General features: G+C 47.3%; 27 protein-coding genes and 1 pseudogene. 11 read left to right on the top strand and 17 right to left on the bottom strand.

Annotated features, from left to right (window positions below; genetic code table 11):
• Positions 1-123 precede the first annotated feature (123 nt).
• The 3 genes from map (at position 124) to MKY62_RS03935 (ending at position 1380) form a co-directional block, all read left to right on the top strand.
• Positions 124-876, top strand: a complete 753-nt coding sequence (gene map / locus MKY62_RS03945; RefSeq protein WP_003179735.1) for a type I methionyl aminopeptidase — start codon at positions 124-126, stop codon at positions 874-876.
• Positions 877-961: 85 nt separating this feature from the next.
• Positions 962-1117, top strand: coding sequence for a hypothetical protein (locus MKY62_RS03940; protein ID WP_003179733.1), 156 nt, complete (start codon positions 962-964; stop codon positions 1115-1117).
• Between the two features lie 131 nt (positions 1118-1248).
• On the top strand, positions 1249-1380 hold the full coding sequence (locus tag MKY62_RS03935) for a DUF2639 domain-containing protein (protein WP_003179731.1): 132 nt from the start codon (positions 1249-1251) through the stop codon (positions 1378-1380).
• 226 nt (positions 1381-1606) lie between these two features.
• Here the strand turns inward: MKY62_RS03935 and MKY62_RS03930 are convergent, their stop codons facing one another.
• On the bottom strand, positions 1607-2257 hold the full coding sequence (locus MKY62_RS03930) for an MOSC domain-containing protein (RefSeq protein ID WP_011197643.1): 651 nt from the start codon (positions 2255-2257) through the stop codon (positions 1607-1609).
• A 111-nt stretch (positions 2258-2368) separates the two neighbouring features.
• On the opposite strand from MKY62_RS03930, the gene MKY62_RS03925 reads away from it, so the two are divergent.
• The 3 genes from MKY62_RS03925 to MKY62_RS03915 all read left to right on the top strand — a co-directional run bounded on the left by MKY62_RS03925 (position 2369) and on the right by MKY62_RS03915 (position 3667).
• On the top strand, positions 2369-2641 hold the full coding sequence (locus MKY62_RS03925; protein WP_003179727.1) for an acylphosphatase: 273 nt from the start codon (positions 2369-2371) through the stop codon (positions 2639-2641).
• Positions 2642-2747: 106 nt separating this feature from the next.
• The gene (locus MKY62_RS03920; RefSeq protein ID WP_009329070.1) at positions 2748-3032 is read left to right on the top strand and encodes an autorepressor SdpR family transcription factor; all 285 of its coding nucleotides are present in this window, start codon (positions 2748-2750) and stop codon (positions 3030-3032) included.
• Entirely contained in the window at positions 3029-3667 is a 639-nt protein-coding gene (locus MKY62_RS03915; protein WP_003179724.1) for an SdpI family protein, read from the top strand. Before MKY62_RS03920 ends, MKY62_RS03915 begins: the two co-directional genes overlap by 4 nt.
• A gap of 87 nt (positions 3668-3754) precedes the next feature.
• Here the strand turns inward: MKY62_RS03915 and MKY62_RS03910 are convergent, their stop codons facing one another.
• The 3 genes from MKY62_RS03910 to MKY62_RS03900 form a co-directional block, all read right to left on the bottom strand.
• Positions 3755-4852, bottom strand: coding sequence for a nitric oxide synthase oxygenase (locus MKY62_RS03910; protein ID WP_003179722.1), 1098 nt, complete (start codon positions 4850-4852; stop codon positions 3755-3757).
• Positions 4853-4980: 128 nt separating this feature from the next.
• Positions 4981-6624, bottom strand: a complete 1644-nt coding sequence (locus MKY62_RS03905) for a M14 family metallocarboxypeptidase (RefSeq protein ID WP_003179721.1) — start codon at positions 6622-6624, stop codon at positions 4981-4983.
• Positions 6625-6832: 208 nt separating this feature from the next.
• Positions 6833-7627, bottom strand: coding sequence for an MBL fold metallo-hydrolase (locus MKY62_RS03900; RefSeq protein ID WP_026080777.1), 795 nt, complete (start codon positions 7625-7627; stop codon positions 6833-6835).
• Between the two features lie 105 nt (positions 7628-7732).
• On the opposite strand from MKY62_RS03900, the gene MKY62_RS03895 reads away from it, so the two are divergent.
• Positions 7733-8515, top strand: a complete 783-nt coding sequence (locus tag MKY62_RS03895; RefSeq protein WP_003179719.1) for an MBL fold metallo-hydrolase — start codon at positions 7733-7735, stop codon at positions 8513-8515.
• A gap of 46 nt (positions 8516-8561) precedes the next feature.
• Here MKY62_RS03895 and MKY62_RS03890 read toward each other — a convergent pair whose 3' ends face one another.
• From MKY62_RS03890 to MKY62_RS03875, 4 genes are all read right to left on the bottom strand, one after another.
• Positions 8562-8807 carry a VanZ family protein gene (locus tag MKY62_RS03890; protein WP_228767674.1) on the bottom strand — a complete coding sequence of 82 codons (246 nt, stop codon included), beginning with the start codon at positions 8805-8807 and terminating at the stop codon, positions 8562-8564.
• 2 nt (positions 8808-8809) lie between these two features.
• Complete coding sequence (locus MKY62_RS03885) at positions 8810-9139, bottom strand: hypothetical protein (RefSeq protein WP_003179718.1); 330 nt, start codon at positions 9137-9139, stop codon at positions 8810-8812.
• 127 nt (positions 9140-9266) lie between these two features.
• Positions 9267-10703, bottom strand: coding sequence for an anion permease (locus MKY62_RS03880; protein ID WP_003179716.1), 1437 nt, complete (start codon positions 10701-10703; stop codon positions 9267-9269).
• A 109-nt stretch (positions 10704-10812) separates the two neighbouring features.
• Complete coding sequence (locus MKY62_RS03875) at positions 10813-11160, bottom strand: general stress protein (protein ID WP_003179714.1); 348 nt, start codon at positions 11158-11160, stop codon at positions 10813-10815.
• Positions 11161-11354: 194 nt separating this feature from the next.
• Between MKY62_RS03875 and MKY62_RS03870 the strand changes: the two genes are divergently transcribed.
• Positions 11355-11738 carry a YfmB family protein gene (locus tag MKY62_RS03870; RefSeq protein ID WP_003179712.1) on the top strand — a complete coding sequence of 128 codons (384 nt, stop codon included), beginning with the start codon at positions 11355-11357 and terminating at the stop codon, positions 11736-11738.
• Positions 11739-11794: 56 nt separating this feature from the next.
• Positions 11795-12816 (top strand): annotated as a pseudogene (locus MKY62_RS03865) (NADP-dependent oxidoreductase).
• A gap of 43 nt (positions 12817-12859) precedes the next feature.
• Here MKY62_RS03865 and MKY62_RS03860 read toward each other — a convergent pair.
• Positions 12860-13990 carry a DEAD/DEAH box helicase gene (locus MKY62_RS03860; protein WP_003179708.1) on the bottom strand — a complete coding sequence of 377 codons (1131 nt, stop codon included), beginning with the start codon at positions 13988-13990 and terminating at the stop codon, positions 12860-12862.
• A 137-nt stretch (positions 13991-14127) separates the two neighbouring features.
• On the opposite strand from MKY62_RS03860, the gene MKY62_RS03855 reads away from it, so the two are divergent.
• On the top strand, positions 14128-15684 hold the full coding sequence (locus tag MKY62_RS03855) for an ABC-F family ATP-binding cassette domain-containing protein (RefSeq protein ID WP_003179706.1): 1557 nt from the start codon (positions 14128-14130) through the stop codon (positions 15682-15684).
• Positions 15685-15726: 42 nt separating this feature from the next.
• On the opposite strand, the gene MKY62_RS03850 is transcribed toward MKY62_RS03855, so the two are convergent.
• Positions 15727-16911: an MFS transporter gene (locus MKY62_RS03850; protein ID WP_003179705.1), complete on the bottom strand. Its 1185-nt coding sequence runs from the start codon at positions 16909-16911 to the stop codon at positions 15727-15729.
• Between the two features lie 58 nt (positions 16912-16969).
• On the bottom strand, positions 16970-17392 hold the full coding sequence (locus tag MKY62_RS03845) for a MerR family transcriptional regulator (protein WP_003179703.1): 423 nt from the start codon (positions 17390-17392) through the stop codon (positions 16970-16972).
• 163 nt (positions 17393-17555) lie between these two features.
• Here MKY62_RS03845 and MKY62_RS03840 point away from each other — a divergent pair, with 163 nt between their 5' ends.
• Positions 17556-18386 carry an ion transporter gene (locus MKY62_RS03840; protein ID WP_003179701.1) on the top strand — a complete coding sequence of 277 codons (831 nt, stop codon included), beginning with the start codon at positions 17556-17558 and terminating at the stop codon, positions 18384-18386.
• A gap of 42 nt (positions 18387-18428) precedes the next feature.
• Here MKY62_RS03840 and MKY62_RS03835 read toward each other — a convergent pair whose 3' ends face one another.
• The 6 genes from MKY62_RS03835 to MKY62_RS03810 are packed head-to-tail and all read right to left on the bottom strand — an operon-like array spanning position 18429 to position 24586.
• On the bottom strand, positions 18429-19625 hold the full coding sequence (locus tag MKY62_RS03835) for a cytochrome P450 (protein ID WP_003179699.1): 1197 nt from the start codon (positions 19623-19625) through the stop codon (positions 18429-18431).
• A gap of 17 nt (positions 19626-19642) precedes the next feature.
• Positions 19643-20644, bottom strand: a complete 1002-nt coding sequence (gene bioB, locus MKY62_RS03830; protein ID WP_003179696.1) for a biotin synthase BioB — start codon at positions 20642-20644, stop codon at positions 19643-19645.
• Entirely contained in the window at positions 20641-21348 is a 708-nt protein-coding gene (gene bioD, locus MKY62_RS03825; protein WP_003179691.1) for a dethiobiotin synthase, read from the bottom strand. Before bioD ends, bioB begins: the two co-directional genes overlap by 4 nt.
• Positions 21345-22484 carry an 8-amino-7-oxononanoate synthase gene (gene bioF, locus MKY62_RS03820; RefSeq protein ID WP_003179689.1) on the bottom strand — a complete coding sequence of 380 codons (1140 nt, stop codon included), beginning with the start codon at positions 22482-22484 and terminating at the stop codon, positions 21345-21347. Before bioF ends, bioD begins: the two co-directional genes overlap by 4 nt.
• Positions 22474-23820: an adenosylmethionine--8-amino-7-oxononanoate transaminase gene (bioA, locus tag MKY62_RS03815; protein ID WP_003179686.1), complete on the bottom strand. Its 1347-nt coding sequence runs from the start codon at positions 23818-23820 to the stop codon at positions 22474-22476. The genes bioF and bioA overlap by 11 nt, the downstream gene beginning before the upstream one ends.
• Entirely contained in the window at positions 23801-24586 is a 786-nt protein-coding gene (locus tag MKY62_RS03810; RefSeq protein ID WP_003179683.1) for a 6-carboxyhexanoate--CoA ligase, read from the bottom strand. The genes bioA and MKY62_RS03810 overlap by 20 nt, the downstream gene beginning before the upstream one ends.
• Positions 24587-24698: the final 112 nt, after the last annotated feature.

Genomic DNA, 24698 nt, shown 5'->3' with positions numbered 1-24698 from the left:
CAGACAGCACCCGCTTCTAAATAAGCGGGTGCTTTTTTTGTCTTGAAGCCGCTCTGTTCCTTTTTCGCAAACAAATATGGTAAGCTTGAAATGGAATATAAAAAAAGAAAGCGGGAATGAATTGTGATTGTAACGAATGACCAAGAGCTGGAAGGGCTCAAGAAAATCGGCAGAATCGTCGCTTTAGCCAGGGAGGAAATGAAGGCAAAAGCAGCTCCCGGCATGAGCACAAAAGAGCTGGATCTCATCGGAAAAGAAGTGCTTGAAGCCCATGGCGCCGCATCGGCTCCGGAAAAAGAATACGACTTCCCGGGAACGACGTGCATCAGTGTGAACGATGAAGTCGCCCACGGCATCCCAAGCGAATCCAGAATTTTAAAAGAAGGGGATTTGATCAACATCGACATCTCCGCTGAATTTGGCGGCTACTATTCTGATACGGGCATTTCTTTTGTACTCGGAAAAGGCGATGAAATGCTGCACAAGCTTTGCCAAAGTGCGGAAAGCGCTTTTCAAAAGGGGCTTTTGCAGGCGCGCGCCGGCAAGAAACAAAACCAAATCGGCAGAGCCGTATACAATGAAGCAAAAGCAAACGGATTTACCGTCATTAAAAACCTGACGGGACACGGGATTGGAAGGAACCTCCATGAAGCGCCCAACCATATCTTAAATTACTATGACCCGTTTGATAATGCGCTCTTTAAAAACGGAACCGTCATCGCCCTTGAGCCGTTTGTTTCCACAAAAGCAGAACATACCATCGAAGCCGGAGACGGCTGGACATTCAAAACGCCTGACGGCAGCTTTGTGGCGCAGATCGAGCATACGATCGTCATCACGAAAAACGAACCGATCATTTTAACACAGCTTGACTGATTACGCATAAAAAAGCCCGGCTCATAGAAGCGCGGGCTTTTATGCTAAAATAAAAGACAAACTGTGCCGAAAGGAGCTTTACCGCATGCTGTTTGCCATCATCGGGCTGATCTTTTTTATCGAGAGCATCCTGTTAATCGTATATGCTCATAAAAAAAAGAACGGCTTCTTAAAATATATTGGGATCGTCCTCAGCATCGCGATCATTGTGATGATCGTCACCAGTTTGACACACGGCTGACGCCTGCCCTCAAACTTCCAGACTATGTCGAAAGACTCAGTTTTTAAAAATTGCCGCCTATCCCTTTTCAGCGTTTTTCTATAGATGTTAGAATCCCAATTGCATCGAAATATAGAAGGGAGTTTTCTGCCATGCATTACGGAAGCAAAGGCTGGTATGTAGAAGAACTGAAAAAGCTGGGAATGACGAAGTATGAAGGAAGAAAGCTTCAAAGCTATAAAAAACACTTTTTGGCCAACCTGCTTGAAAGCGTCAAAAAATAAACATCCTTTAAGCTCAGCGTGACCCGCAACCCTTGCAGTCTAGGAAGGCCGAGCATCGAAGCAGACTTTCACAGGAGGTGATTACGGCGGCGTTCAGGCAGGACGCCTGGCGGTTAGCCGCCGATCCTTCCTCTATTCGTGAGCACCGACTTAGCAGGCCTGACAACGAATGCGAGGGTTTGTCGACACGCTGAAAGCCGTATTCCTCTTCAGACACGGCTTGTTTTTATGCGCTCAGCTGCTTTAAAAATGAGCTTCTCCAGCTTTCCGACAGCGCTTCAACCTCAAGGATCTTCCGAATGGCTGGGTGATTGCCCATGTCATGGTACATCAAATGATTGGCATACGAGACCGTGGCTTCATGCGCATCTCTTGAAACGAGCTGCAGCCGCGAATCAGGCGCAACAATTCCTTCTTCGAGAACCCTGAAATAGAATCCGCTGTACCCGGTGTCCCTCACTTTTAACACCATATCTTTTTGATTCAGACGTTTGGCCAGCTTGAAACAAGGCTGGCGCGGCTGGCTGACTTGAACAAGAGCTTCCCCCAGCTTAAAGATATCGCCGATGCACACTTCTTTTTCGGTGAGCCCTTTAACTGTCACGTTTTCTCCAAATGCCGCCTCTGGCAGCTTTCGCTTCAAGACGCTTTCCCAATACATGTAGTGATCCGCCGGATAGACGCAAACCGCTTTATCCTCTCCCCCGTGGTGAATCAGATCCGCCTGCCCGTCCCCTTCAAAATTCGTACGGCTCAAATAGACAGGTCCGCTGACAGGCTCCTTCACGATTGCCGTTTCCACCTGCTTACCGTCGAATTCGTATGTACGCGGACGGCCTACATGAATAGATATGATTTCATACTCCTGATTTTCCAAAACCTCACGCCCTTCCTTTATTTTCATATTTTAACGATTCATCCGAAGCATGTCTATCCCATGATCTCAAAATGGGAAATATGGTAGCATAAAAGAAAAGGGGTGTTCTCGATGCTTCAATACAGAATCATTGTAGACGGACGCGTTCAGGGCGTGGGATTTCGCTATTTTGTTCAAATGGAAGCAGATAAACACAAATTGACAGGCTGGGTTCGAAACCGCGACGACGGCACAGTTGAAATCCGCGCCGAGGGACTTGAGGAAAGCCTGAAGCAATTTTTAAAAGCAATTCAAAAAGGAAGTCCATTCTCAAAAGTAACGGATGTAAAAGTGGAAGAAACCAAAGAATTGGACGGATTCCAAAAGTTTAATATCAGCTATTGAGAAATCCGCCGGAGATGGCGGATTTTTTTAATAAATCTTGACTAAATTTTTCTTTTATTTTAGTATTTAGTTAAATAACTAAATACTTATTCTAAGGATGCTAAATATGAATCAAACCTTTAAAGCTCTAGCTGATCCGACGAGAAGAAAGATTTTGAACCTGCTGAAGGACCGGGATATGACCGCCGGTGAAATTTCCGACCAGTTTCAAATGTCTAAACCAAGTATTTCTCAGCATTTAAAAATTTTAAAACAGGCTGAATTAATTCAGGATGAAAAAAAAGGCCAATACATCATCTACTCGCTAAACACTACAATGTTTCAAGAAATCATCGGCTGGGCTTTCAGTTTTACTGAACAAGCCGGCAAAGATAAAGGGGATGCAAAATGAGAAAACACATTTTTTCGCTCGCTATAATCGCTATGAATCTAATCATGTGGGCAATCGCTTATCCGCACATTTCCGGTCAAGTTCCAATCCATTGGTCATCTTCGGGGGAAATCGACAGGTATGCTTCCAAAATGGAAGCGATGCTTGCCATGATTGGGCTGCTCGTTTTTGTATATGTCTTGATGTTCTTAACGCCGAAAATCGATCCGCGCAGAAAAAACTATCAGCTTTTTTCGAAGACTTATTACATTCTCATCAATGCCATGCTGCTTATATTTTCTCTGATCAACGTGCTTGTTATCATGACCGGGCTCGGGTATGATCTGCCGGCGGGCAGCATCGTACCGGTTCTTGTAGGCGCTCTATTAATCGTCATAGGCAATTACCTACCGAGAGTCCGCTCCAACTTTTTTTTCGGGATCAAGAACCCTTGGACATTGAGCAGTGATTCAATCTGGAAAAAAACCCACAGATTTGCGGCGAAAGTATTTACTTTGGCAGGACTTCTAATAGCTGCGGACGGGTTGTTATCAATCAGTCCAGAAATCATGCTTCCGGTTATTTTGGCAACGGTTTTGGCGCCCTATATTTATTCTTATGTTTTGTACCGGAAGGAAATCAATATGAAAAGCTGAGACGATTCAAAAAGGCTCCGATTTGGAGCCTTTTAGCTTCTCCTCAGAAAAGGCGGCATTGTTGGGTAGCCGCTTTTCCTGAGGATTTTATTTGTTAAGGTAAGGCTTTTCCTGATAAAAGTAATTCGGTTTCAGCGTTTTATTTTCATAATAGCTGTGAAAGATATGGGTCGCTGCCGGCGATAACGGCGGAATCAGCCACGTCCAGCTTGCTGCAAGCTCCCTTCCGGCTTCAGCCTCCTGCTCCTCGAACCGCTTGAATTGGCTTGCCGCAGTATGGTGGTCGACGATGCTGACGCCGGCTTTTTTATAGGAGTGAAGCACCGCAGTATTTAATTCAACAAGCGCCTTGTCTTTCCACAGCGAAGTATTCCGCTCCGTATCAAGCCCCATAATGGCTGCCACTTTTTCGAGCGCATTATAGCGGTCTGCATCCGCGAGGTTGCGCGCTCCGATTTCAGTTCCCATATACCAGCCGTTAAACGGGGCGGCATTATAATGAATCCCTCCGACTTCCAGCTTCATATCGGCTATAATCGGTACAGCGTACCACTTCAGCCCCAAACTTTTGAAGCCTTCAATCTCCGGATGTTCAATCCGAACCTCTTTGACGATTTCACGAGGCAGCTCATACCACACAGGAGGACGCCCATCTATTTGAAAAACAAGCGGCAATACGTCAAAAGGCGTACCTTCGCCTTTCCAGCCGAGCGCTTCACACGCCTTTGTCAGTTCCAATGACGCCGGATCGCCGATAACGCCTTGCTCAGTTTCATACCCCGCATACCTGATCAGCTGGTGGTTCCAAATGGACACTTTTTTTTGTCCGTTTTGTTCCGGGGGGAAAACCGTAATGAACGGTCTGATTTTCCCTCCGTTTGTTGCAAGCTGAATATGGTGGAAAAGCGCATCCCGCACCTCTGCCTCGGTTTGAACGCCTCTTTGATCGATGACAGTAAGAGAGTGCCAAAACAGCCTGCCGATGCAGCGGCTGCTGTTTCTCCACGCCATTCTGGCTCCATGTTCGATTTCTTCTAATGTATGTGTATAGCTTCCGGTTTCTCTGATTTCTTTATCTATTTTATGTAAGCGCATCCTTGTTTCTTCTTCGGACTTCGACAGTTCCCCGTAGCAGAGCTCGATGAAGGCCTTGGCTTCCCTCCATAATTCTTCATGTGATTCCAACCGGATTCTCTCCTTCCAGATTTCAGACTGATATTTATTGTATAGGTTTCGATCTCAGTTTAAAACAATTATGTATGAAAAAACAAAAAACCGCTAAAAAGCATCCGTCAAAGACGGATGCCTGGTGATTATTCCTTAAAATTAAGCGTTTTGGTGTTCAGCATGAAGCGGTAAACCGGCAGCTCTTTGCCTTTTTGAGAAGGAATGTAACCTGTGCTTACATAACTGTCAACCGACTCCGGCTCAAGTGCGATTGACAGCAGATTGCTTTGCTGCTGAGCTGTAAAATAGATTTTTGTTCCTTTAGGAAACTCTTTTTTCTGTTTTTTGAGCTTCGTTTCTACCTTGATCACTGGCCGGCCCTCAGATTCTCCCGCTGTTTCTTTCGATAAAACCTCATACGCTTCAGCGGTGAGTTTTTGTTTGAAAGCCAGTGTCACGCTCTTTAATCCCTGATCCTTCAGCTTCTGTTCGATATCTTGATGGCCCGGAAGGACAAGGTAAGCGGTCGGCCGAGTTCTTGACAGCACAGGAACGGCCTCTGAGGCGCTGTAATATTGGACAGGAACGTCAACTGCTTGTCCTGAGGCAATATCAGCGACTTTAAGCGTGTCTTTAAACGGGCCTGCAAACTCACTGTTGATGACCACTTGGTCTTTATCGCTCACTTTAGCGCCGTTTTGTATCAGCTTTAATTTTTCTTTGGAGACAAGGCGCTTGATCTCGGCTGCATGCTTCACTGTCGTGTCGATGATCGTCTCATGTGTAGCAACCTGAGCCGCGACTCTTCTTGCAAAATTTTCGCGTCCGATGTCTATTCCCCTGCTTTCCACCAGGAAGGAAAGGGCAGGCTGGAGGGCGAATGCATTACGCCCGATTCTCGCTTCTGTACCGCCTTCATAGATTTCGATTTTTCCGTCCTTGCTTTTTCCTGTCGTATAATAAGCATCATTAGAAAATCCTTTTTCATCAAGTTTAGCTCTGACGCCGTTCACATAAAGGCTGTCGGACGCATGCCTGATCGACTTGGGAATGTTTAAATTTTTTCCTGATAAAATTAAAATATCATGGTATTTTAATGACCCTTTTTCGCCTATGCTCTGAAATTCGTTTTGGCCGACACCGTATTCATGGGCATCGATAACGACTTCAGGCGAATACTTATTGAATTCTTGGTGAATGGCGCGCACTTCTGGAGACTCGAGCTTGACATGATCCCTGTTTCCGTCGATTCCGTTCGCCAGCCGTCTGTTGAACTGATATGATCCGTCAGGATTGACCCGCGGAACAACGATGACATTGATCTTGTCCAACACTTTGTCGCCATACGGTCCGGCCAGTTTTTCAGCTATCGCCAGAGCAGATTCTCCCGCTGCCGGCTCATTTCCATGTATCTGTCCTTGCAGCCAGACGGTTGGTTTTTTTGATATGGAACGTATTTGCTTGTCCTTTGTGAAGTAAAGCACAGGAATATTTCTTTTTTCAATTGAAAAACCGATATTCCCGATTTTGACATTCGGGCTTTTCTTTGTCAGACTGGTTATAAACTTCATCATTTCTTCTTGTGTCGTAAAGGCTTCCCCTTCTTTTACAAAAGCAGGGGTTGAGAATGTTTCTTCAGGCTCCGGATATAATGATGACACTTGCTCTGGCTGAGTATAGTTCTTTCCATAGTAAGGGGTTTCCGCAGCGTACACCGCATCGGACAGCATCAGTCCTGCAAACATTGCCGAAGTTGCCAGCAAAGCTTGGACCCTTTTTTGAATTTTCATCTTTTCTCAGCTCCTTTCAGGCATACCTGCATTATAAATGAAATATCAACATATTTTGTCTAAAATTTCAGAAAATGATTCCTTTGGTATACATCAACATCCGGAATTTAGAACAATGGACGGCCATCATCACATGTAAAATGGTTAGTTTTTCCCTATAAAAAAACATTCAGCCTGGCTGAATGTTTTAAGCGCAGCATATGACAATTTACGAATCAGAGGCGGGCAAGCGGTCTGATAGATCAAGGAGCGCTTCGGAAAAATCGCTTCCTTTCATCGGTACACCGTGTCCCGTCAATAATGCAGCCGGTTTTAATCCTGCCAGCTTCCGAACCGAATCTGCTGCTTTTGTCCAATCCATTGTGAAATAAGCCGGCGGTCCGTTCAGCTCCTGCTTTTGAATTGCCACTTCAAATAGAGACTCCTGCTCAACAGTTGTAACGGCGTCCCCTGCGATCAAGGTTCTGTCCGACTGCCGGAAAAGCGAAACATGCCCCGGTGTATGGCCCGGCGTCTCAATCCATTTCCATCCTTCAAGAAACGGAAGCGAACCATCTTTATTAAGCTGCTTTACATGGAACGAAATGTTGATGGAGTGCCTCGGAAATAACGGAGACATCTTTGCAACCAGCCCGCTTTTCACTTGCGGTTTTGCAGGCGGATAATCGGCTTTTCCCATTAAATAAGGCATTTCTTTCTCATGGGCGTAAACTGGAACCGGCCATGTTTCGAGAAGACTTTCCAAAGCGCCGACATGGTCGAAATGTCCGTGTGTCAAAACGATTCCTTTAAGCCGAAAATCGCCAAACCGCTCTTTCGCCTCTCTTAAAATGAATGGAGCGGACTTGGGCATACCGGCATCGATTAAAACGGCTTCCCGCGAATCGGGATCGAAAATAAAATACACATTGACGATTTGCACCGTCAAACCAAATACACCTTCGGCATACTCCTCCAGGACCCCGCTGTTAACGGATGTCAAAGGCATGTAAGGATCACTCATCATGTTCACCACTCTCACCTATTATGTATTTTATTATTTTGCACATTTGACTGGGAGATATGCATCGATGAGCACCTTTGAAAAAAATGAAGGAGGGACAAACCAATGGCAGATAGTCAGTGGTTTACTGTGACAGAGCTTGATGAATCCACATATGCGATCAGCGAATACGGGCATTGGGAAAAAGTACACTCTTATTTGCTTATAGGGGCGAAGGATGCCGTTTTAATTGATACGGGTCTTGGCATCGGCAGCATGAAGACGGTGACGGACGGTCTGACCGATCTGCCGGTCAGCGTCATCACAACCCATGTCCATTGGGATCACATCGGAAGCCACGATGAATATCAGCGCATTTACGTCCATGAAGCTGAGAGAGAATGGCTGACGGACGGAATCAAAGGACTTCCGATCGAGCAAATTCGCCGCGATGTCTCGAGAGATATCACCAAGCCTGTTCCGGCCGGCTTTTCCGCTGAAACATACACCCCGTTCAGAGGCGAACCGTCGGGAACGCTGCAAGACGGAGATACGGTCGGCTGCGACTCAAGGCCGCTTGTTATTTATCATACGCCTGGACACTCCCCGGGGCATATTTGCATCTTTGATCCAGCGTCAGGCTACTTGTTTACCGGCGATCTGCTGTATACCGGAGCTCCAATCTATGCATTCTATCCGACGACTGATCCGGCTCAACTGGTTCAGTCGCTTGAAAAAGTTTCGGCTATCGGGCGCGTAAAAAAGGTTTTCGGCGGGCATCATCAGCTCGGTCTTGCTCCTGACATTTTAGAGGAAGCCGGACATGCGGCACGGCACTTGAAGAAACACGGACTGGCACAGCACGGCACAGGCATGCACCGATTTAAGAGCCTGAGCTTTCAATTTTAACTAAAAAAGATGATTGCCTAGCCGGGAACCAACTTTCGCGCTTTCTTCAAAAATGCAGACCTTTCCTGCGGGAATCTGATCCTTTAGCTCCGAACATGAAAGACGTCAGGCAGAAACCGATTACACCGCCGGCCGTATTTAAAATTAAATCATCCACATTAAAGGTTCTCGCCATTATTAATCCTGTCACAGACAGCACAAGCTGGAGACTCTCAATCAAAAAGCTCGTCAAAAAAACAAAAACTGCCGCTTTTTTAAGCGAAGTTTTTCTCCATAGAACGGAAAGATACACACCTAAAGGAATGAGCAATAAAACATTAAAAAATGTAAGCTTGACGGAATTCCAAAAAAACAATCAAAGCCGCTCTGCTGATACATTTGCACCCATTCAGTGACAAAATAAAACGGAATGAGCTGAATGTTCATTTGAGCGTATGCCGGCTGCGGCGGAATGTTGATTCCGCCTATCGTATAGTGATAAACGGCGCTCAAATAAACAATAAAACTGGCAAACACTATTTTTCTAAAAAAACTTGTCTTTTTTCGGTTTTTCACAATGTCGTACAAAAAGTAGACGATCGCATACAAGAAACCGAGCAGCATGAAATCAACTGACCAAAACATTAACGTTCACCCCCTTACGTTCGGTGTATTTAAACAAACCCTTTCTAGACTACAAATCGTGGAATTTCAAATCAACAGCGTCGATATGAACATAAAAAGAAGGACAGGATCTCTCCCGCCCTTCATTTTACCATATGCCCAGTAATTTCCACCATAACCCTCCGACAACAAGCCATGTCACAATATGAACAATCGACAAGATGAAGCCGATTGACCACCATTTGCTTTGCGGAATATAGCCGGCCCCGAAAAAGACGGGAGCCGCTCCCGCTCCGTAATGCGTTGTCGAAGCAAAAAGGTTGCTGAAAAACGCAAGGCTTAATGCTGCGAGAAGCGGCGGAGCGCCTGCAGCGATAATCACGGCGAGAAAGGCCGAATACATCGCGCTGATATGAGCGGTTGCACTCGCAAAGAAATAATGCGAATAATAGTAAACCGCAATTAAAATGAGAAATGCGCTGATCCAGGAGAATCCTGAAACATACGATTTCATCGCATCGCTGAACCAGCCGACCATGCCGAGTTCATTCAAGAAGCTCGCCAGCATGACGAGCGCGGCAAACCATGTCAGCGTATCCCATGCGCCTTGCTCTTTCTTAATATCGTCCCACGTCAGAACCTGTGTCAAAAGCAGGACGGCTAAACCGATCAATGCCGTTGTTGTCGCGTCAATATTCAGGTTGCCTCCGAAAATCCATAAAAAAAGGACGAGCAAAAAGACCGCGACCATAGAGAGTTCCGATTTTTTGAACGGGCCCATTTCTTTGAGCTTCTCTGTTGCGATTTTCGCCGCATCAGGCGTTTCTTTCACCTCAGGTGGATACAGTTTATAAATGACAAGCGGGGTGATGATCAAGCTGACAAGTCCCGGGACGATGGCCGCCACAGCCCAGCTTGTCCAGGTCAGATTCACACCTGCCACATCATGGGCAAGTTTGGCAATCAGCGGGTTTGCCGCCATAGCCGTTAAGAACATCGCAGAAGTGATCAAGTTCCCCTGAAAGCCCACCTTCAGCAAGAAAGCGCCGATGCGCCGTTCCGTGCCGTCCTTGGGCGTCGACTGAAAAGTTTCGGATAACGAACGGATAATCGGAAAAATAATTCCCCCGGCACGTGCGGTATTACTCGGGATCGCCGGCGATAAAATCAAATCGCTGACAAGGAGTGAATACGAGAGTCCGAGTGTTTTTTTGCCGAACATCCGTACAAATAAATAGGCGATTCGCGCACCTAAACCGGTTTTAATAAATCCCCGCGAAATAAAAAAGGCAATGACGATCAGCCAAATCGTCTTGTTTCCAAACCCGCTGAGCGTTTCTTCAATCGACAGCGTTCCAGTGAGCGCCGTGATCGCCAATGCGAATACGGCGATTGCCCCCATCGGCAGCGGTTTTGATATAAAGCCGATAATCGTTGCCACAAAGATTGCAAATAAGTGCCATGCTTTCGGGTCCAATCCGGCGGGCGACGGAATAAACCAAATAACCGCTCCGACTAAAATCGTGACCGCAAGAGGAATGATGTTCAGTGCCGATTTTTGTTCTGCATCTTTTTCTTTAGCCACAGCTTTTCCTCCTATTCATATCGTTTTCGTTTATTATTCTACTCCTTTCAAGCTATCATTCAAATTTTATTTTATTAAAAAAACTGCCGACCATGTCGGCAGTTGCAAATTATACCCAGGATTTCACTTTTTCATGATCCGTAACGAAGAGGAGGACTTTTCCTTCATCAAGCTGTTTCTCGAATTGTTCTGCTTCTTGTTTTGAAAAGCCGATCTCATGAATTTTATTGCGGAGCTCGTCCCCTTTTTTGTTGAAGATATTGCCGACGGCATTTTTGATGCCTGTCTCTTCGGCTCCAATCGTATTGGCATCCGCGTTGTCTGCAAGTCTTTCAGTACGGTCGTCGTCATGTGACAAAACGTAAATATCTTCTCTTGCAACTCCGATTTCCCTGAGTTCCTCAACATCCTTCATCAGTTTTTCATCGTTTGTATATTGTCTTACTACTGGTTTCATATGAATCTCCTCCCTTTTTCATGTTGTATTTAAAACTTACCCTTTGTTCACACGGCTAAACGGAGGAATGCTCTGTCATGACATTTTCATTTCAATGTTACAATTGTTATAAATTTTCAGACAAAATGTTTGAAAGGGTTGCCAATTCAGGTACATTAACAAATAGACAAGGCTTTTAGATGGGGTGATTTAGCGTGTATTATTTTTCACCGGAACAGCAATACAACGCATGGATCATTAGCGATTTGGTCAAGCAGATTTTTTCAAGAGAGGGTCATCAGGAAGCTGATACTCATCGATTTGAATCATTTGCCGCCAGACGATTCGGCATCAATATCGATTATGTCTTTTCGATCATCATGAACATCGGCGATCCGGAAGAAAGGAGAACGGCAAGCAGCACCGAAGACCTCCTCTCTTCTTATCTCCTGTCATTGCTTCCTTTTATCACAAAAGACATGTTCCAATATTCAAGAGAAAATGCCAATCAATATCTTTTAAATGAAAGAAATGCCGATGTTTTTCACCTTTTTCTGCCCGATTCTGTACTGAAGAAAACATTTCGTGCAATCCGCTGATCTTTTGCTAAACCTCTTTTTTACGTGGTAAGTTATAAGTAAAAGGAGGAATCATTATGCCGCAAAAGCAAATTGAACTTGCAAGACGTCCGCAGGGCATACCTGTTATGGACGATTTCCGCATAAAAGAAACGGAAATTCCGGAAGCAAAAAACGGTGAAGCGCTTGTAAAAACGCTTTATGTCTCAGTGGACCCTTATATGAGGGGAAGAATGCAGGATACGAAATCCTATGTCGAGCCATTTCCGCTTGATGAAGTGATCACCGGGGGCGTGATCGGCGAAGTGATATCTGCAAAAGGAGACAAGCTCAAAAAAGGGGATATTGTTTTGGGCCGCTTGGGCTGGCAGGAGTATTCAGCGGTTCGCGAAGACAATCTCCAGAAAATCGATCCGTCCCTCGCACCTGTTACCGCTTTTCTTGGAATTCTCGGCATGACCGGTTTGACGGCCTATTTCGGACTTCTGGACATCGGACAGCCAAAAGCCGGTGAAACGGTTGTTGTCTCCGGGGCCGCCGGAGCAGTCGGCTCCGCCGTCGGACAAATCGCCAAAATCAAAGGGGCAAGAGTCGTCGGAATTGCGGGCTCTGATGAAAAAACGGCATATTTAAAAGAAAAGCTCGGTTTTGATGAAGCAATCAATTATAAAACAACGGAAAATATGGCTTCAGCGCTTGAACAAGCTTGCCCGGACGGTGTCGATGTTTACTTTGACAACGTCGGTGCGCGATTTCAGATGCCGTCTTCACCCTGATCAATAAGTTTGCACGAATTCCAGTCTGCGGGGCGATTTCTTCTTATAACGTCAAAAGCGCAGAAGAAGATATGGGACCGCGCGTACAAACGGCCTTGATTAAATCAAGCGCCCTGATGAAGGGATTTGTCGTAAACGATTACAGGGACCGCTTTCCTGAAGGAATCAAACAGCTCGCCGAATGGGTGAAAAGCGGACAGCTTCAATATGAGGAAACGATAACAGAAGGTTTCGAGCGGATACCTGAGGCATTTTTAGGCTTGTTTGAAGGAAAAAACCTCGGCAAGCAGCTGATCAAAGTCGCCGATTCCGACAATGCCTGAGCATTCATATAAAAAGAGGCCTGCCGGCGGCAGGCCTCTTTTCTTATCTTTCAATAATCCGTCCTCTTTCATACACGATCCGCTGAAGCGGAATTTCAAGCTTCTTCGCCAGCTTTTTCAGCCTTTCTTCTTCAATGCGGTTGACAAGGCTGATCACGGTTCCTTCATTCCCCGCTCTTCCCGTCCTTCCCGACCGGTGGATATAGCCTTCAACGTTTGGCAAATCGGCGTGGATGACATAAGGGAGATCTTCGATGTCGATCCCGCGCGCTGCGATATCGGTCGCGAGAAGCAGTGTGAACTCTCCCGCCTCAAATGCCTGCAATATTTTGGCGCGCTCAATTTTTTTCGCCTCGCTGTGAAGGACGCCGATTTCTACATGATGAAATTTGAGCTTTTCGGCATATACGTTTAAATTGCCGATGTCTTTAACAAAGACGAGCGCCTGCATGCCTGGAAGCCGAGAGAATTTCTGCAGAATTTTCACCTTATCCCGCTGGTCGCATACGAGAAATTGATGTTTGACTTTTGCCGATTCTTCTTTCGACCTCTTGATCTTGAGAACTTCCGCATCCTTGGTCATTTCACGAAGCTCGCGTTCGGCATCGTCTTTTAAAGTCGCCGAAAAACAGAGGAGCTGCCTGTCGCGGAGCGTCGATTTGATGATGCTTTGTATCGTCCCGCGGTGCTCCGGCGTAAGCAGATGATCGGTTTCGTCAAGGACGATCGTTTTCACTTCGTGCATTTTCAGCTTTTTCATTTTAATCAGCTCAAATACGCGTCCAGGCGTACCTGCAATGATGTGCGGGTGTTTTTTCAGCTTTTCCTGCTGCTTTTTGATATTGGCGCCGCCGATCAGGGAAGCGGCTCTGATATCAGAGCCTTTTTTCCATTCAACGATCACATCAAAAATCTGCATGACAAGCTCGCGGGATGGAGCCAGAATCACAGCTTGCACGTTCTTTTGATCCGCCTCCAGCTTTTCCAGAATCGGCAGGACGTATGCGAGCGTTTTGCCCGTTCCAGTCGGCGACTCGGCGATCACGTCACGCCCGTCCAAAATCAGATCGACCGCGTTTTTTTGGACATTCGTCGGATCTTGAAAGCCCGACGCCTTCCAGTTTTCTTGAATAAACGGTTTTGCTTTATTTAAAAATGGCCATCTTTCTGTCATGTTTTTCTCCTTTTATCAGGTTGATTCTGCTCCTAGTATCTCAAAACAAAAGCGGCTTCGCAATTTTTCTTTTATTGTTCCCTCCGAGTTCGATATAATCTTATAGAATACAGATTATATTTCTTGAGGTGCAAAACATGAGTTTACTTACAGTTACAAAGCTGAGCCACGGTTTTGGCGACCGGGCGATCTTTCATGATATATCCTTTCGCTTGCTGAAAGGCGAACATGTCGGTCTCATCGGAGCAAACGGCGAAGGAAAATCGACCTTCATGAATATCATTACGGGCAAACTTGAGCCTGACGAAGGAAAAGTAGAATGGTCAAAAAACGTCCGGGTCGGCTATCTTGACCAGCATACATCGCTTGAGCGCGGACAAACGATCCGCGATGTGCTGAGAAACGCTTTCCATTATTTATTTGCGATGGAAGAAGAAGTGAATGCCATCTACACAAAAATGGGCGAGGCCGACCCCGACGAGCTTGAAAAGCTTCTCGAAGAAGTCGGAACGATTCAGGACGCCCTGACCAACAACGACTTTTACGCGATTGACGCAAAAGTTGAAGAAATCGCCCGCGGCCTCGGGCTCAACGATCTCGGACTTGACAGGGATGTCGCGGAATTGAGCGGCGGTCAGCGGACAAAGGTGCTGCTCGCCAAACTGCTCTTGGAAAAGCCCGACATCCTGCTGCTCGATGAGCCGACAAACTATCTGGACGAACAGCATATCGAATGGCTGAAACGCTATTTGCAGGAGTACGAGAACGCCTTTATTTTGATTTCTCACGACATTCCGTTTTTAAACAGCGTCATCAATCTGATCTACCATGTGGAAAACCAGGAGCTGACCCGCTATGTCGGCGACTACAACCAATTCCGCGAAGTATATGAAGTGAAAAAACAACAGCTTGAAGCCGCCTACAAAAAACAGCAGCAGGAGATTTCAGAGCTGAAAGACTTCGTCGCCCGCAACAAAGCGCGCGTCAGCACAAGAAATATGGCAATGTCACGGCAAAAAAAGCTCGATAAAATGGATATGATCGAGCTCCCTTCGGAAAAACCGAAGCCTGAATTTCACTTTAAACAAGCAAGAACATCCGGAAAGCTGATTTTTGAAACGAAGGAGCTCGTCATCGGCTATGATGAGCCGTTGTCCCGCCCGCTGAACTTGAGAATGGAGCGCGGCCAAAAAATCGCTCTGTACGGAGCCAACGGCATTGGAAAAACGACATTGCTGAAAAGCCTCCTGGGGGAAATTTCACCGCTGTCGGGAGAAGTCGAACGCGGCGAACACCTTCATATCGGCTATTTCGAGCAGGAAGTCAAAGAGACCAACAACAACACATGCATAGAAGAAGTGTGGAACGACTTCCCGTCCTTTACACAGTACGAAATCCGCGCGGCCCTGGCGAAGTGCGGGCTGACGACAAAGCATATCGAAAGCAGGGTTTCCGTATTAAGCGGAGGGGAAAAAGCAAAAGTCAGACTATGCAAGCTTATCAATTCAGAAACGAATCTGCTTGTACTCGATGAACCGACAAACCACCTTGATGTTGAAGCAAAAGAAGAATTAAAAAGAGCTTTGAAAGAATACAAAGGCTCTGTCCTGCTCATCTCTCACGAACCTGAATTCTATATGGACATAGCGACAGAAACATGGAATTGCGAGTCATGGACAACGAAAGTTTTATAAACAAAAAAGCTTGTTTCCTTTTAGGGAAACAAGCTTTTTTCATTAATGACCGGCTTTGATGCCCGCCAAATAACGGCGGCCTCCAGCCAAGACGGCGATGCCGGCAAGCACGGCGATGCATCCTGCAAAATATGGAGTATGCGCAGTAAAATGATCGGCTAACACACCGGCGATCCAAGGCGCAATGGCCCCGCCGATGAACCGGATGGAGCTGTAGGCAGATGAAGCAACAGACCGTTCGACAGGCGCGGCTTCCATCACCGCGGTTGTCAAAATCGTATTGATCATGCCAAGAATACCTCCGGCTATGATGATCGCCCCGATGACGAGCGCCATGTGCTCCGTCCAAATCCCGATCGCGAGCAAATCAGCTGCAAACAGCATAAACAGAAGGATCAGAGATCGGACGGTTCCGAAGATCCGCTGTACGGCCGGAGCGATAAAAACGGAAGTGATCGCAAGAAACAGCCCCCAGCCGAAAAAGACATAGCCGAGGCCCCGTTCATTTAAGTCAAGAACAAACGGCGAATATGCAAGCAGGGTGAAGAAACCGAAATTATATAAGAATGCGGCTCCTGACAGCGTCAACAGCCCTTTATAACGAAGCGCTTTGATCGGCGCACTGACGGAAATTTTCTTCTGCGGCTTTTGGACAGGCGGCAAAAGAAAAAAGATGGCCAAAAGAGCAGCGGCCATTAAAACCGATACACCGAAAAACGGCGCTCTCCACGATATCGTGCCAAGCTCTCCGCCGGCAAGCGGTCCAACCGAAATGCCCAATCCCAAAGCAGCCTCATACAAAATAATGGCTTTTGCGCTTCCGCCAGAAGCCACGCTGACAATGACGGCAAGCGCAGTGGAGATAAACATGGCGTTTCCGAGTCCCCAGCCGCCGCGGAAGCCGACAAGCTGAGAGATGGAATGCGAGAGCCCGCCCAGGCCCGCAAAGACGATGATCAGGATCAAACCGCTGATTAACGTCAGCTTTGCTCCAATCCGGCTCGAGACAGCGCCTGATAAAAGCATGGCAAAACCTGTGACTAACAGATAGCTTGTAAATAAAAGCGAAACCTGGCTGGGGGAAGCATGCAGCTGCTGCGCGATCGCCGGCAGAATCGGATCGACGAGCCCGATCCCCATAAACGAGATCACGCAGGCAAAGGCTACCGCCCAGACCGCTTTTGGCTGTTTAAACATACTGGAGTTCTCAGGTGGTTGTTCATTCATTATCTATCAAACCTTCTTTCCAAATAAAGAAACGCTATGAAAATAGCGTTTGTCTTGTTTAATCAATTGATTGTAGGGCATTCTCGGCTTTTGCCTGCATACCTTCCAAGCGCTTCTTGAATGATTGAAATTTTTCAATCTTTTCATCAATCATTCTCATCTGTTCATTCAGCATCCTCTGAATGTCTTCAAGCTTTTCTTTTCGTTCCCGTTTATCCAGCGACAATAGGTATCCTTCTTTATTCATCTCCAGGTGCTTGCCCGTTTCCATGAACTGCTGGAGCTCCTGCAGCGAGAATCCCAGCACTTCCTTCGCGCTGATCACTCTTTCAAGTTCCTCAAGATCGTCTTCAGAGTAAAGACGGACTCCGCCTTCCGTCCGCTTCGGTGAAGAAAGCAGACCGATTTCTTCGTAAAAGCGGATCGTTCTTTTCGTCAGGCCGCTTCGCTTGGCCATTTGATCAATCTTCATCCACTCCACGTCCATATCCCCCCGAGATTTTTCTTCTTTTCTATTATACTACCTTTATACTTTTACGTAAACGTTAAGTTTTCGATGCAAAAATAAAGGAACTGACTTGACATCTTCCTGCTGTTGTAACGTATCATAGAAATACATCAAAACAGGAGGACAAATAACAAGAGTGAACACTCATCAAAATCGATATTCGGTTCAAAGCAAGGTTTCGGCATTGATTAATTGCCGGCTGTTTCAGTCATTCATCACGACGGTCATTGTGTTGAATGCCATCTCGATCGGTTTGGAAACTTACGCTTTCTTTAAGCCTTATCAAAAAGTATTTTTTATTGTGGATTGCTTGTTTTTAACGATATTTGTAATCGAACTTTCTCTTAAACTGTTCGTTCAAAAACAGCACTTTTTTAAAAACAACTGGAACGTTTTTGACTTCGTGATCGTCGCCGGCAGTTTGATTCTTTACAATACGAATTTCGTCAGCGTTCTCCGTATTTTCCGGGTGCTGCGGGTCCTGCGGACGATCACTTCGGTCCCCTCATTAAGACGGATCGTCAACGCGCTGTTTATGGCGATTCCGACCATCAGCAGCGTCATTATCCTGATGAGCATCATTTTTTACGTGTACGCCGTCATCGGTACGATGTTCTTCTCCGCCATCGCGCCGGAATACTTCGGCAACCTGCAGCTCAGCCTTCTGACACTGTTTCAAACCTTTACGCTCGAATCGTGGGCAAGCGGCATATTCAGGCCCATTTTTGCCGAGAGCGGCTGGTCATGGCTCTATTTCGTTTCATTTATCGTCATTGCGACTTTCATTATGATCAACTTGATCGTCGGGGAAATCGTGAATAATGCGCAAAAAATTTCTCAGGAAATAGAGGATGAGACAGGCGAGCTGAAAGAGGATACAAAAGAAATCAAAGAACTGCGCGCAGAAGTCAAAGAATTAAAGGCGCTTCTGCAAACCTATATTACCCAAAATGAAAAGAAAGATTAAAAAGGGCCGGCACCTGTAAGCCAGCCCCTTTTTTCGTCGTCTTTAATTGAGGATGACAGGCAGCTCGGCCAGCGATCTAAAGCCGATTAGCCTGCGAAATGGAACGTCTGTTGAAGCAAGCTTCAAGTTAGGCAGCCGCGCCAACAGTGCGGGAATGGCAATTTGCGCTTCGAGCCGCGCCAATGCCGAGCCTAAACATACGTGCGCACCGGCTCCAAAGGCAAGGTGCGGATTCGGCTTTCTTGTGATGTCAAATAGATGCGGGTTTTGAAATATCTTTGGATCGCGGTTGGCGGCGCCTAAAAGGATATATAAGTGCTCTCCTTTTTTGATGATTTTCCCGTTGATTTCGCAGTCCTCCGACGCGGTGCGCGCTGTCAGCTGTGTCGGGCTTTCATAGCGAAGACATTCTTCGACGGCCGACTCAATCAGCAGCGGATTTTCTTTCAGCTCACTGAGCTGGTCAGGATGTGTCATGAGCAAAAACAACCCGTTCGTCAAAAGGTTGACTGTCGTCTCATGTCCGGCAATCACAAGCAGGATGCACGTCGCAAGCACTTCTTCATCAGCAAGCTGCTCATGACCGGCGAATGTGCTGATCAGGTCTTCAGAAGGATGCGCTTTTCGCTTTTCAATTAAATTTTTAAAATAAGCCGTCAGCTTGGCAACGGTATCACCGCCTTTTGCCATTACCTTTCGTGTACGGGTCAAATCGATCGTTTGAATGAGATCCGCCGTCCATTGCCTGAATTGGTACCTTTCCTCTTCCGGGACGCCGAGCATGCCGGCAATGATAAGGCTTGCCAAAGGAAAGGCGAATTCCGATACCATGTCCGCCGTCTTCTTGTTTTCAAGCTGATCGAGCAATTCATGGACGGTTTCTTCTATAGCAGGGCGGAAAGTTGCCGTCTTCTGCGGCATGAATTCTTTGCCGGCAATCGTCCGCATCCGCTTATGGCCGGACTCATTTTGAAACAGCATCATATTTCGCTGCAATCGCTGAAGTTGTTCATATTTAGTAGAAGCTTCTGGGAGAGGAACGCGGTTTATAAATGCCGGTTCCTTCAAAATCGCTGCCGCTTCTTCATATCCGGTGACATACCAGCCCGGATGCTTTAAAACGGTTCCTTTATATACAGGATGAATGGACCGCAGCTGATCGTAAAACAGATATGGATCTCTCCAAAAATCCGAATCCGATTTCAGGCTCGGCCCTGCCTCGTGCAGTTCTGTCGTCATGTTATATCTCCCCCGTGCTACCGCTGTAAACTGGCTTTCATTTCTTCGACCGATTCGACTTCGAACCCTAAATCATGAAGCATCTTATGGTCCTCTGTTTCATTCTGTCCTGCCGTCGTTAAATAGTCTCCGACGAAGATTGAATTGGCGGCATACAGCCCCAACGGCTGCAAGGAGCGGAGGTTGACTTCGCGCCCCCCTGAAATGCGGATTTCCTTTGTCGGGTTGATAAAGCGGAACAAAGCTAAAACCTTTAAACAATAAAGCGGATTCAATTCATTGACCCCTTCCAGCGGAGTCCCGTCGATCGCATGCAAAAAATTAACTGGAATCGAGTCGGCATCCAGCGCCTTTAAGCTTTTCGCCATATCAACGACATCCTGCTTCGTCTCTTTCATCCCGACGATGACGCCCGAACATGGGGACATCCCGGATTTTTTGGCTGTTTCCACAGTGTTCACCCTGTCATCATACGTGTGGGACGTTGTAATATTTGAATGGTTGGTTTTTGATGTATTGATGTTGTGATTGTACCGGTCTACTCCGGCTTCCTTCAGCCGCTCGGCTTGCCCGGGCTTTAGCAGTCCGAGGCATGCGCAGATTTTTAAACCGTACGTTTCTTTGATTTCTTTAACGGCGTCGACCACTTGATCGACTTCTCTGTTGGACGGTCCTCTGCCGCTCGCCACGATGCAGTATGTTCCGATATTTAAATCGTGCGCACGCTTTGCGCCTTCAAGCAAGGTCGTTTTGTCGACCATCCGGTAGCTGTCGATCGGCGCTTTTGATATCGAAGACTGCGAGCAGTAGCCGCAGTTTTCCGGACAAAGGCCGGATTTTGCATTCATAATCATATTGAGCTTTACTTTTTTTCCGTAGTAGCGTTTTCTGATTTGAAAAGCGGCATGCATAAGCAGAAGAACGTCGTCATCCGGGCATTCCAAGATGGAAAGCGCCTCTTTTTCAGTTACTTCCCCGCCATCCAGCACACGTTCTGCAAGTTCCATCCACTGATTCATTTTTCTGCCCCCATTTGCATTTGATTCATAATCAAGGAAACATCGACATGATCCTTGATCATGTGGTGAATTTGTGTTGGTGAAGCGTCTTCAAGCTTCGGTGTAACGCCGAGGAGCGGTACACCGCAAAATCTTTCAATCATGTCCGGATTCGTCTGTTCGTCAAGTCCCGGCCGGCTGCTGATGCCGTTGATCACGATGCCGATCACGCGTATCCCCATTTGTTTTGCGTATTGGGCGGTTAAATACGTATGGTTGATCGTTCCGAGATTGGGACGCGCCACAATGACGGCCGGCAAATCGAGCGCTTTGATCAAGTCGCTGACGAAATAATCCTCCCCGAGCGGCACAGCAATTCCGCCTGCCCCTTCAACGATGAAGCACTCGTGCCGATCCTTTATCTTTTTCCAATGGTTCACGGCATCTTCCAGCCCGACTGTCCTCCCTTCGAGCTTCGCAGCTGTGTATGGTGCAAGCGGCTCTTTAAAAATAAAAGGCGTAACCTCTTCATCAGTAAGAGGCGTTTCAGACATGTTCTTTAAAAGAGCTGTATCACTCTGCGGATCGCTAGCGAGCTCGCCGCTCAAAAACGGCTTAAACACGCCGACATCTACATGCTGCTCTTTCAGTAAAGCGGCAAGACCGCAAGCGATAAACGTCTTCCCGACTCCCGTATCTGTTCCCGTTACAAAAAAACCCTTCATTTCACCAAGTTCAACTCTCTTCCCATTAATTTAAACCCCTCTAATAGATCTTCAATATCTTTCAACCTGCGTTCTGCGGTGACGGTCAGCCTGATCCGGCTCTCTCCTTCTGCAACAGTCGGCGGTCGGATGGCCGGGGCTTCAATCCCCTTCTCCTTCAGGCCGTTTGCAAATTGAACAGCTTTTTGGGGATCTCCGATCATAACGGGTATGATCGGCGTATCTTCTCCGTTGACCGTAAACCCGATATCCACGAGACTCCGTTTGATCGTGTTCACCGATGATTGCAAAAGCCGGCGTTTAGCCCGGCTGTCTTCGATGATATCTAAAGCTTTGCATGCCGCCGCACAGCTTGCGGGCGGGACAGCCGTTTGAAAGATAAACGTTCTCGCATGATTCAGCAAAAAATCGATCAATGTTTTAGAACCTGCGACGAAGCCGCCTTCTGCGCCTACAGCTTTACTTAACGTACCGATCACAACATCGGGAGAGACGCCGAAATACTCGCTCGTTCCCCTGCCGGCTTCTCCCAAAACCCCTGTTGCATGGGCATCATCTACGATAACAAAGGCCCGGTACTGCTTGGCGAGCAGCATGATTTCGTCAAGCGGCGCAATCGTGCCGTCCATGCTGAACACGCCGTCTGTCACAATAAAGCGGCGTGCACGGCTCTGTGCGGCGCGGAGCTTTTCTTCAAGATCATTCATATCCTTGTGGCGGTAAACAACCGTATCAGCTTTTGAAAGGCGGCAGCCGTCGATGATGCTGGCGTGGTTCAATTGATCGCTTAATATGACGTCTCCTTTTTCAGGCAAAGACGAAAGCACGCCGACATTGGCCAAATATCCGCTTGAAAACAAGAGAGCCGCTTCCGTCTGCTTAAAACCGGCGATTTTCCGCTCAAGTTTTTCATGCCATGCGGTATTGCCTGACGTCAGCCTTGATCCTGTGCTTCCGGCTCCAAAGCGGCGGAGCGCTGTTTCTGCGGCATGAATCAGCCGTTTGTCGTTCGCCAGGCCCAAATAATCGTTTGACGCCCAATTCGTACGTTCAGCTTGAGGCAGTTTAAGCGAGCGGTAAAGCCCGGCTGCTTTCGTCTTTGCGAGCCGGCTGCTGAGCCATTCGTCAATACGCACGGCCTGTAACCTCTTGAATCGCTTCTTTCATAATCGACACCATGGCGCGCAGGTCATCGGCGGTGCTGGCGAGCGGAGGAAGAAATGCGACAACATCCCCGAGCGGCCTCGTCAGCATGCCAAGCTCTCTCATTTTCAAAGACACCCGGTATCCGATTCGCTCTTCGGGCGGATAAGGCTGCCTCGTTTCCTTCGACTGAACGAGCTCGATCCCGCTCATAAAACCGAGCTGGCGGATGTCGCCGACATGAGGGAGCGCTGCCAGATCATGAAAGAGCGATTCCAGTATTTTCGACTTTTCCGCAACTTGAGCGACGATTTTTTCCGATTCGAACAGGCGCAAATTTTCCAGCGCAACGGCACAACCAAGCTGGTTCCCCGTGTATGAGTGGCCGTGGAAAAACGTTTTGAGTTTGTTGTAGTCATCATAGAACGCCTCATAAATTTCCTCTGTCGCAAACGTTACGGCGATCGGCAAATAGCCTCCGGTAATGGCCTTTCCAGCCGCCATCAAGTCAGGTTGAACACGTTCATGCTCACAGGCAAACATTTTCCCGGTTCGGCCGAATCCTGTCGCCACTTCATCGACAATCATTAAAACGTCATATTTCGTGCAGAGCTCCCGGACGCCTGCCAAATATCCTTCAGGCATCACGATCATCCCTGATGCCCCTTGAACCATCGATTCGACCGACATCGCGGCGATCTCATCGTGCCGCTCGCTCAGGAGCCGTTCGAGTTCTGCGAGACATTCATCGCGGCACTCGTCCGGGTTGCCGCTTTTCGAGCGGTATACGTATGGAACGTTCACCTTAAAGCTTTCAAACATAAGCGGCCCGTATACATGGTGGAAGAGCTCGATTGCACCGACGCTGACAGCGCCGATCGTATCGCCGTGATAGCCGTTTTTCATCGAAATGAATTTTTGTTTCTCCGGCTTGCCGATGTTTTTCCAATATTGAAAGGCCATCTTCAGCGCGATTTCCATTGCTGCGGCGCCGCTGTCCGAATAAAAAACACGCGTCAGATTTTCCGGCGTGATCTTGATTAACACCTCGGCAAGTTCTGTCGCCGGAACATTTGTCATTCCCAGCAATGTCGAATGAGCGATTTTGCCGAGCTGTTTTTTGATGGCCTCATCCAGTTCCTTCTTGCGATGGCCATGGACATTGAGCCATACTGAAGAAAATCCGTCGTAGTACACCCTGCCGTCGATATCTTTCAGCTTGATTCCCTGCCCGCTTTCGATGATCAGCGGGTTTTCGTCATAGTCTTTCATTTGGGTAAAAGGCAGCCAAAGATATTGTTTGCTTTTCTCAACGAATGATTGATTCATGATTTACCTCCTGACCAATGAATACAGGCTGTTTTTCCAAATCGTCTATGCAGCTTTTTACATCTGCTGATCCATCAACAAAAAAAATCCGGCAGCCGCTTTCGTCCCCATGCTCTTTCATCTTTGTCATCCGCTGATAACCCAGCTTTTTAGCCGCAACATAGCCCGTTATGTAATCAGGGTCATCCGACCAGCATAATTCGGCGATGACGGCCGGGTGCTCACATACCTTTGAGGCGATGGCAAGCGCCTCTTTCAACCGTGGATTTGGCGGCACCCCGCACAAAGCGGCCCACCTTTGAAAATCGGCCTCCGGCCAATCGAGCCGCGAGACGCGCACTCCTTTTTCTTTTCTTCCGTCAATCCGCCGGCCGGAATGAATATCAAACAAAACGGCGCCCCTCACGCCCCAGTATTCGGCAATGCCTTGAAACGCTTTTTCAACCGCGCTTTCCGGCACGCCGGCGCGGCTGATCAGCTCACGGGCGAGCGCTTGTCCTTCTTCCGCTGATACCGTTTCATTCGTTTCAATGCGCAAAGGTTGAACAAGCTTTATCGGTTCGTTTACAAGATCGAACTGAATTTGCATAAAGTCCGGCCTGCCCCGCGAATGAGACATACCTTTTTCCAATAAATCGCTGACGGCATCATTTAAACCGATGAAAGGCACAAGCCGCTCTCCTCCGGATATGTGTTTTCCCCCCTCTTCATGGGGACCGTTCTCGGAGGCTCTCATTCTCACACTGTAATACGCTTCCCCCTTCATGCTTTCATCCCCCTTCTTGTTCATATGTTAACCTATTATTAATTAGAGTTAACATTACAATAAAATATTAGTATTCCTTTCCTGATATGTCAACATCGCGTCCAAAACACCG

The sequence above is a fragment of the Bacillus sp. FSL R7-0646 genome (genome assembly GCF_037969865.1).
Lineage (GTDB): Bacteria > Bacillota > Bacilli > Bacillales > Bacillaceae > Bacillus > Bacillus licheniformis.
This window is presented reverse-complemented; position numbering and strand designations above follow the sequence as displayed.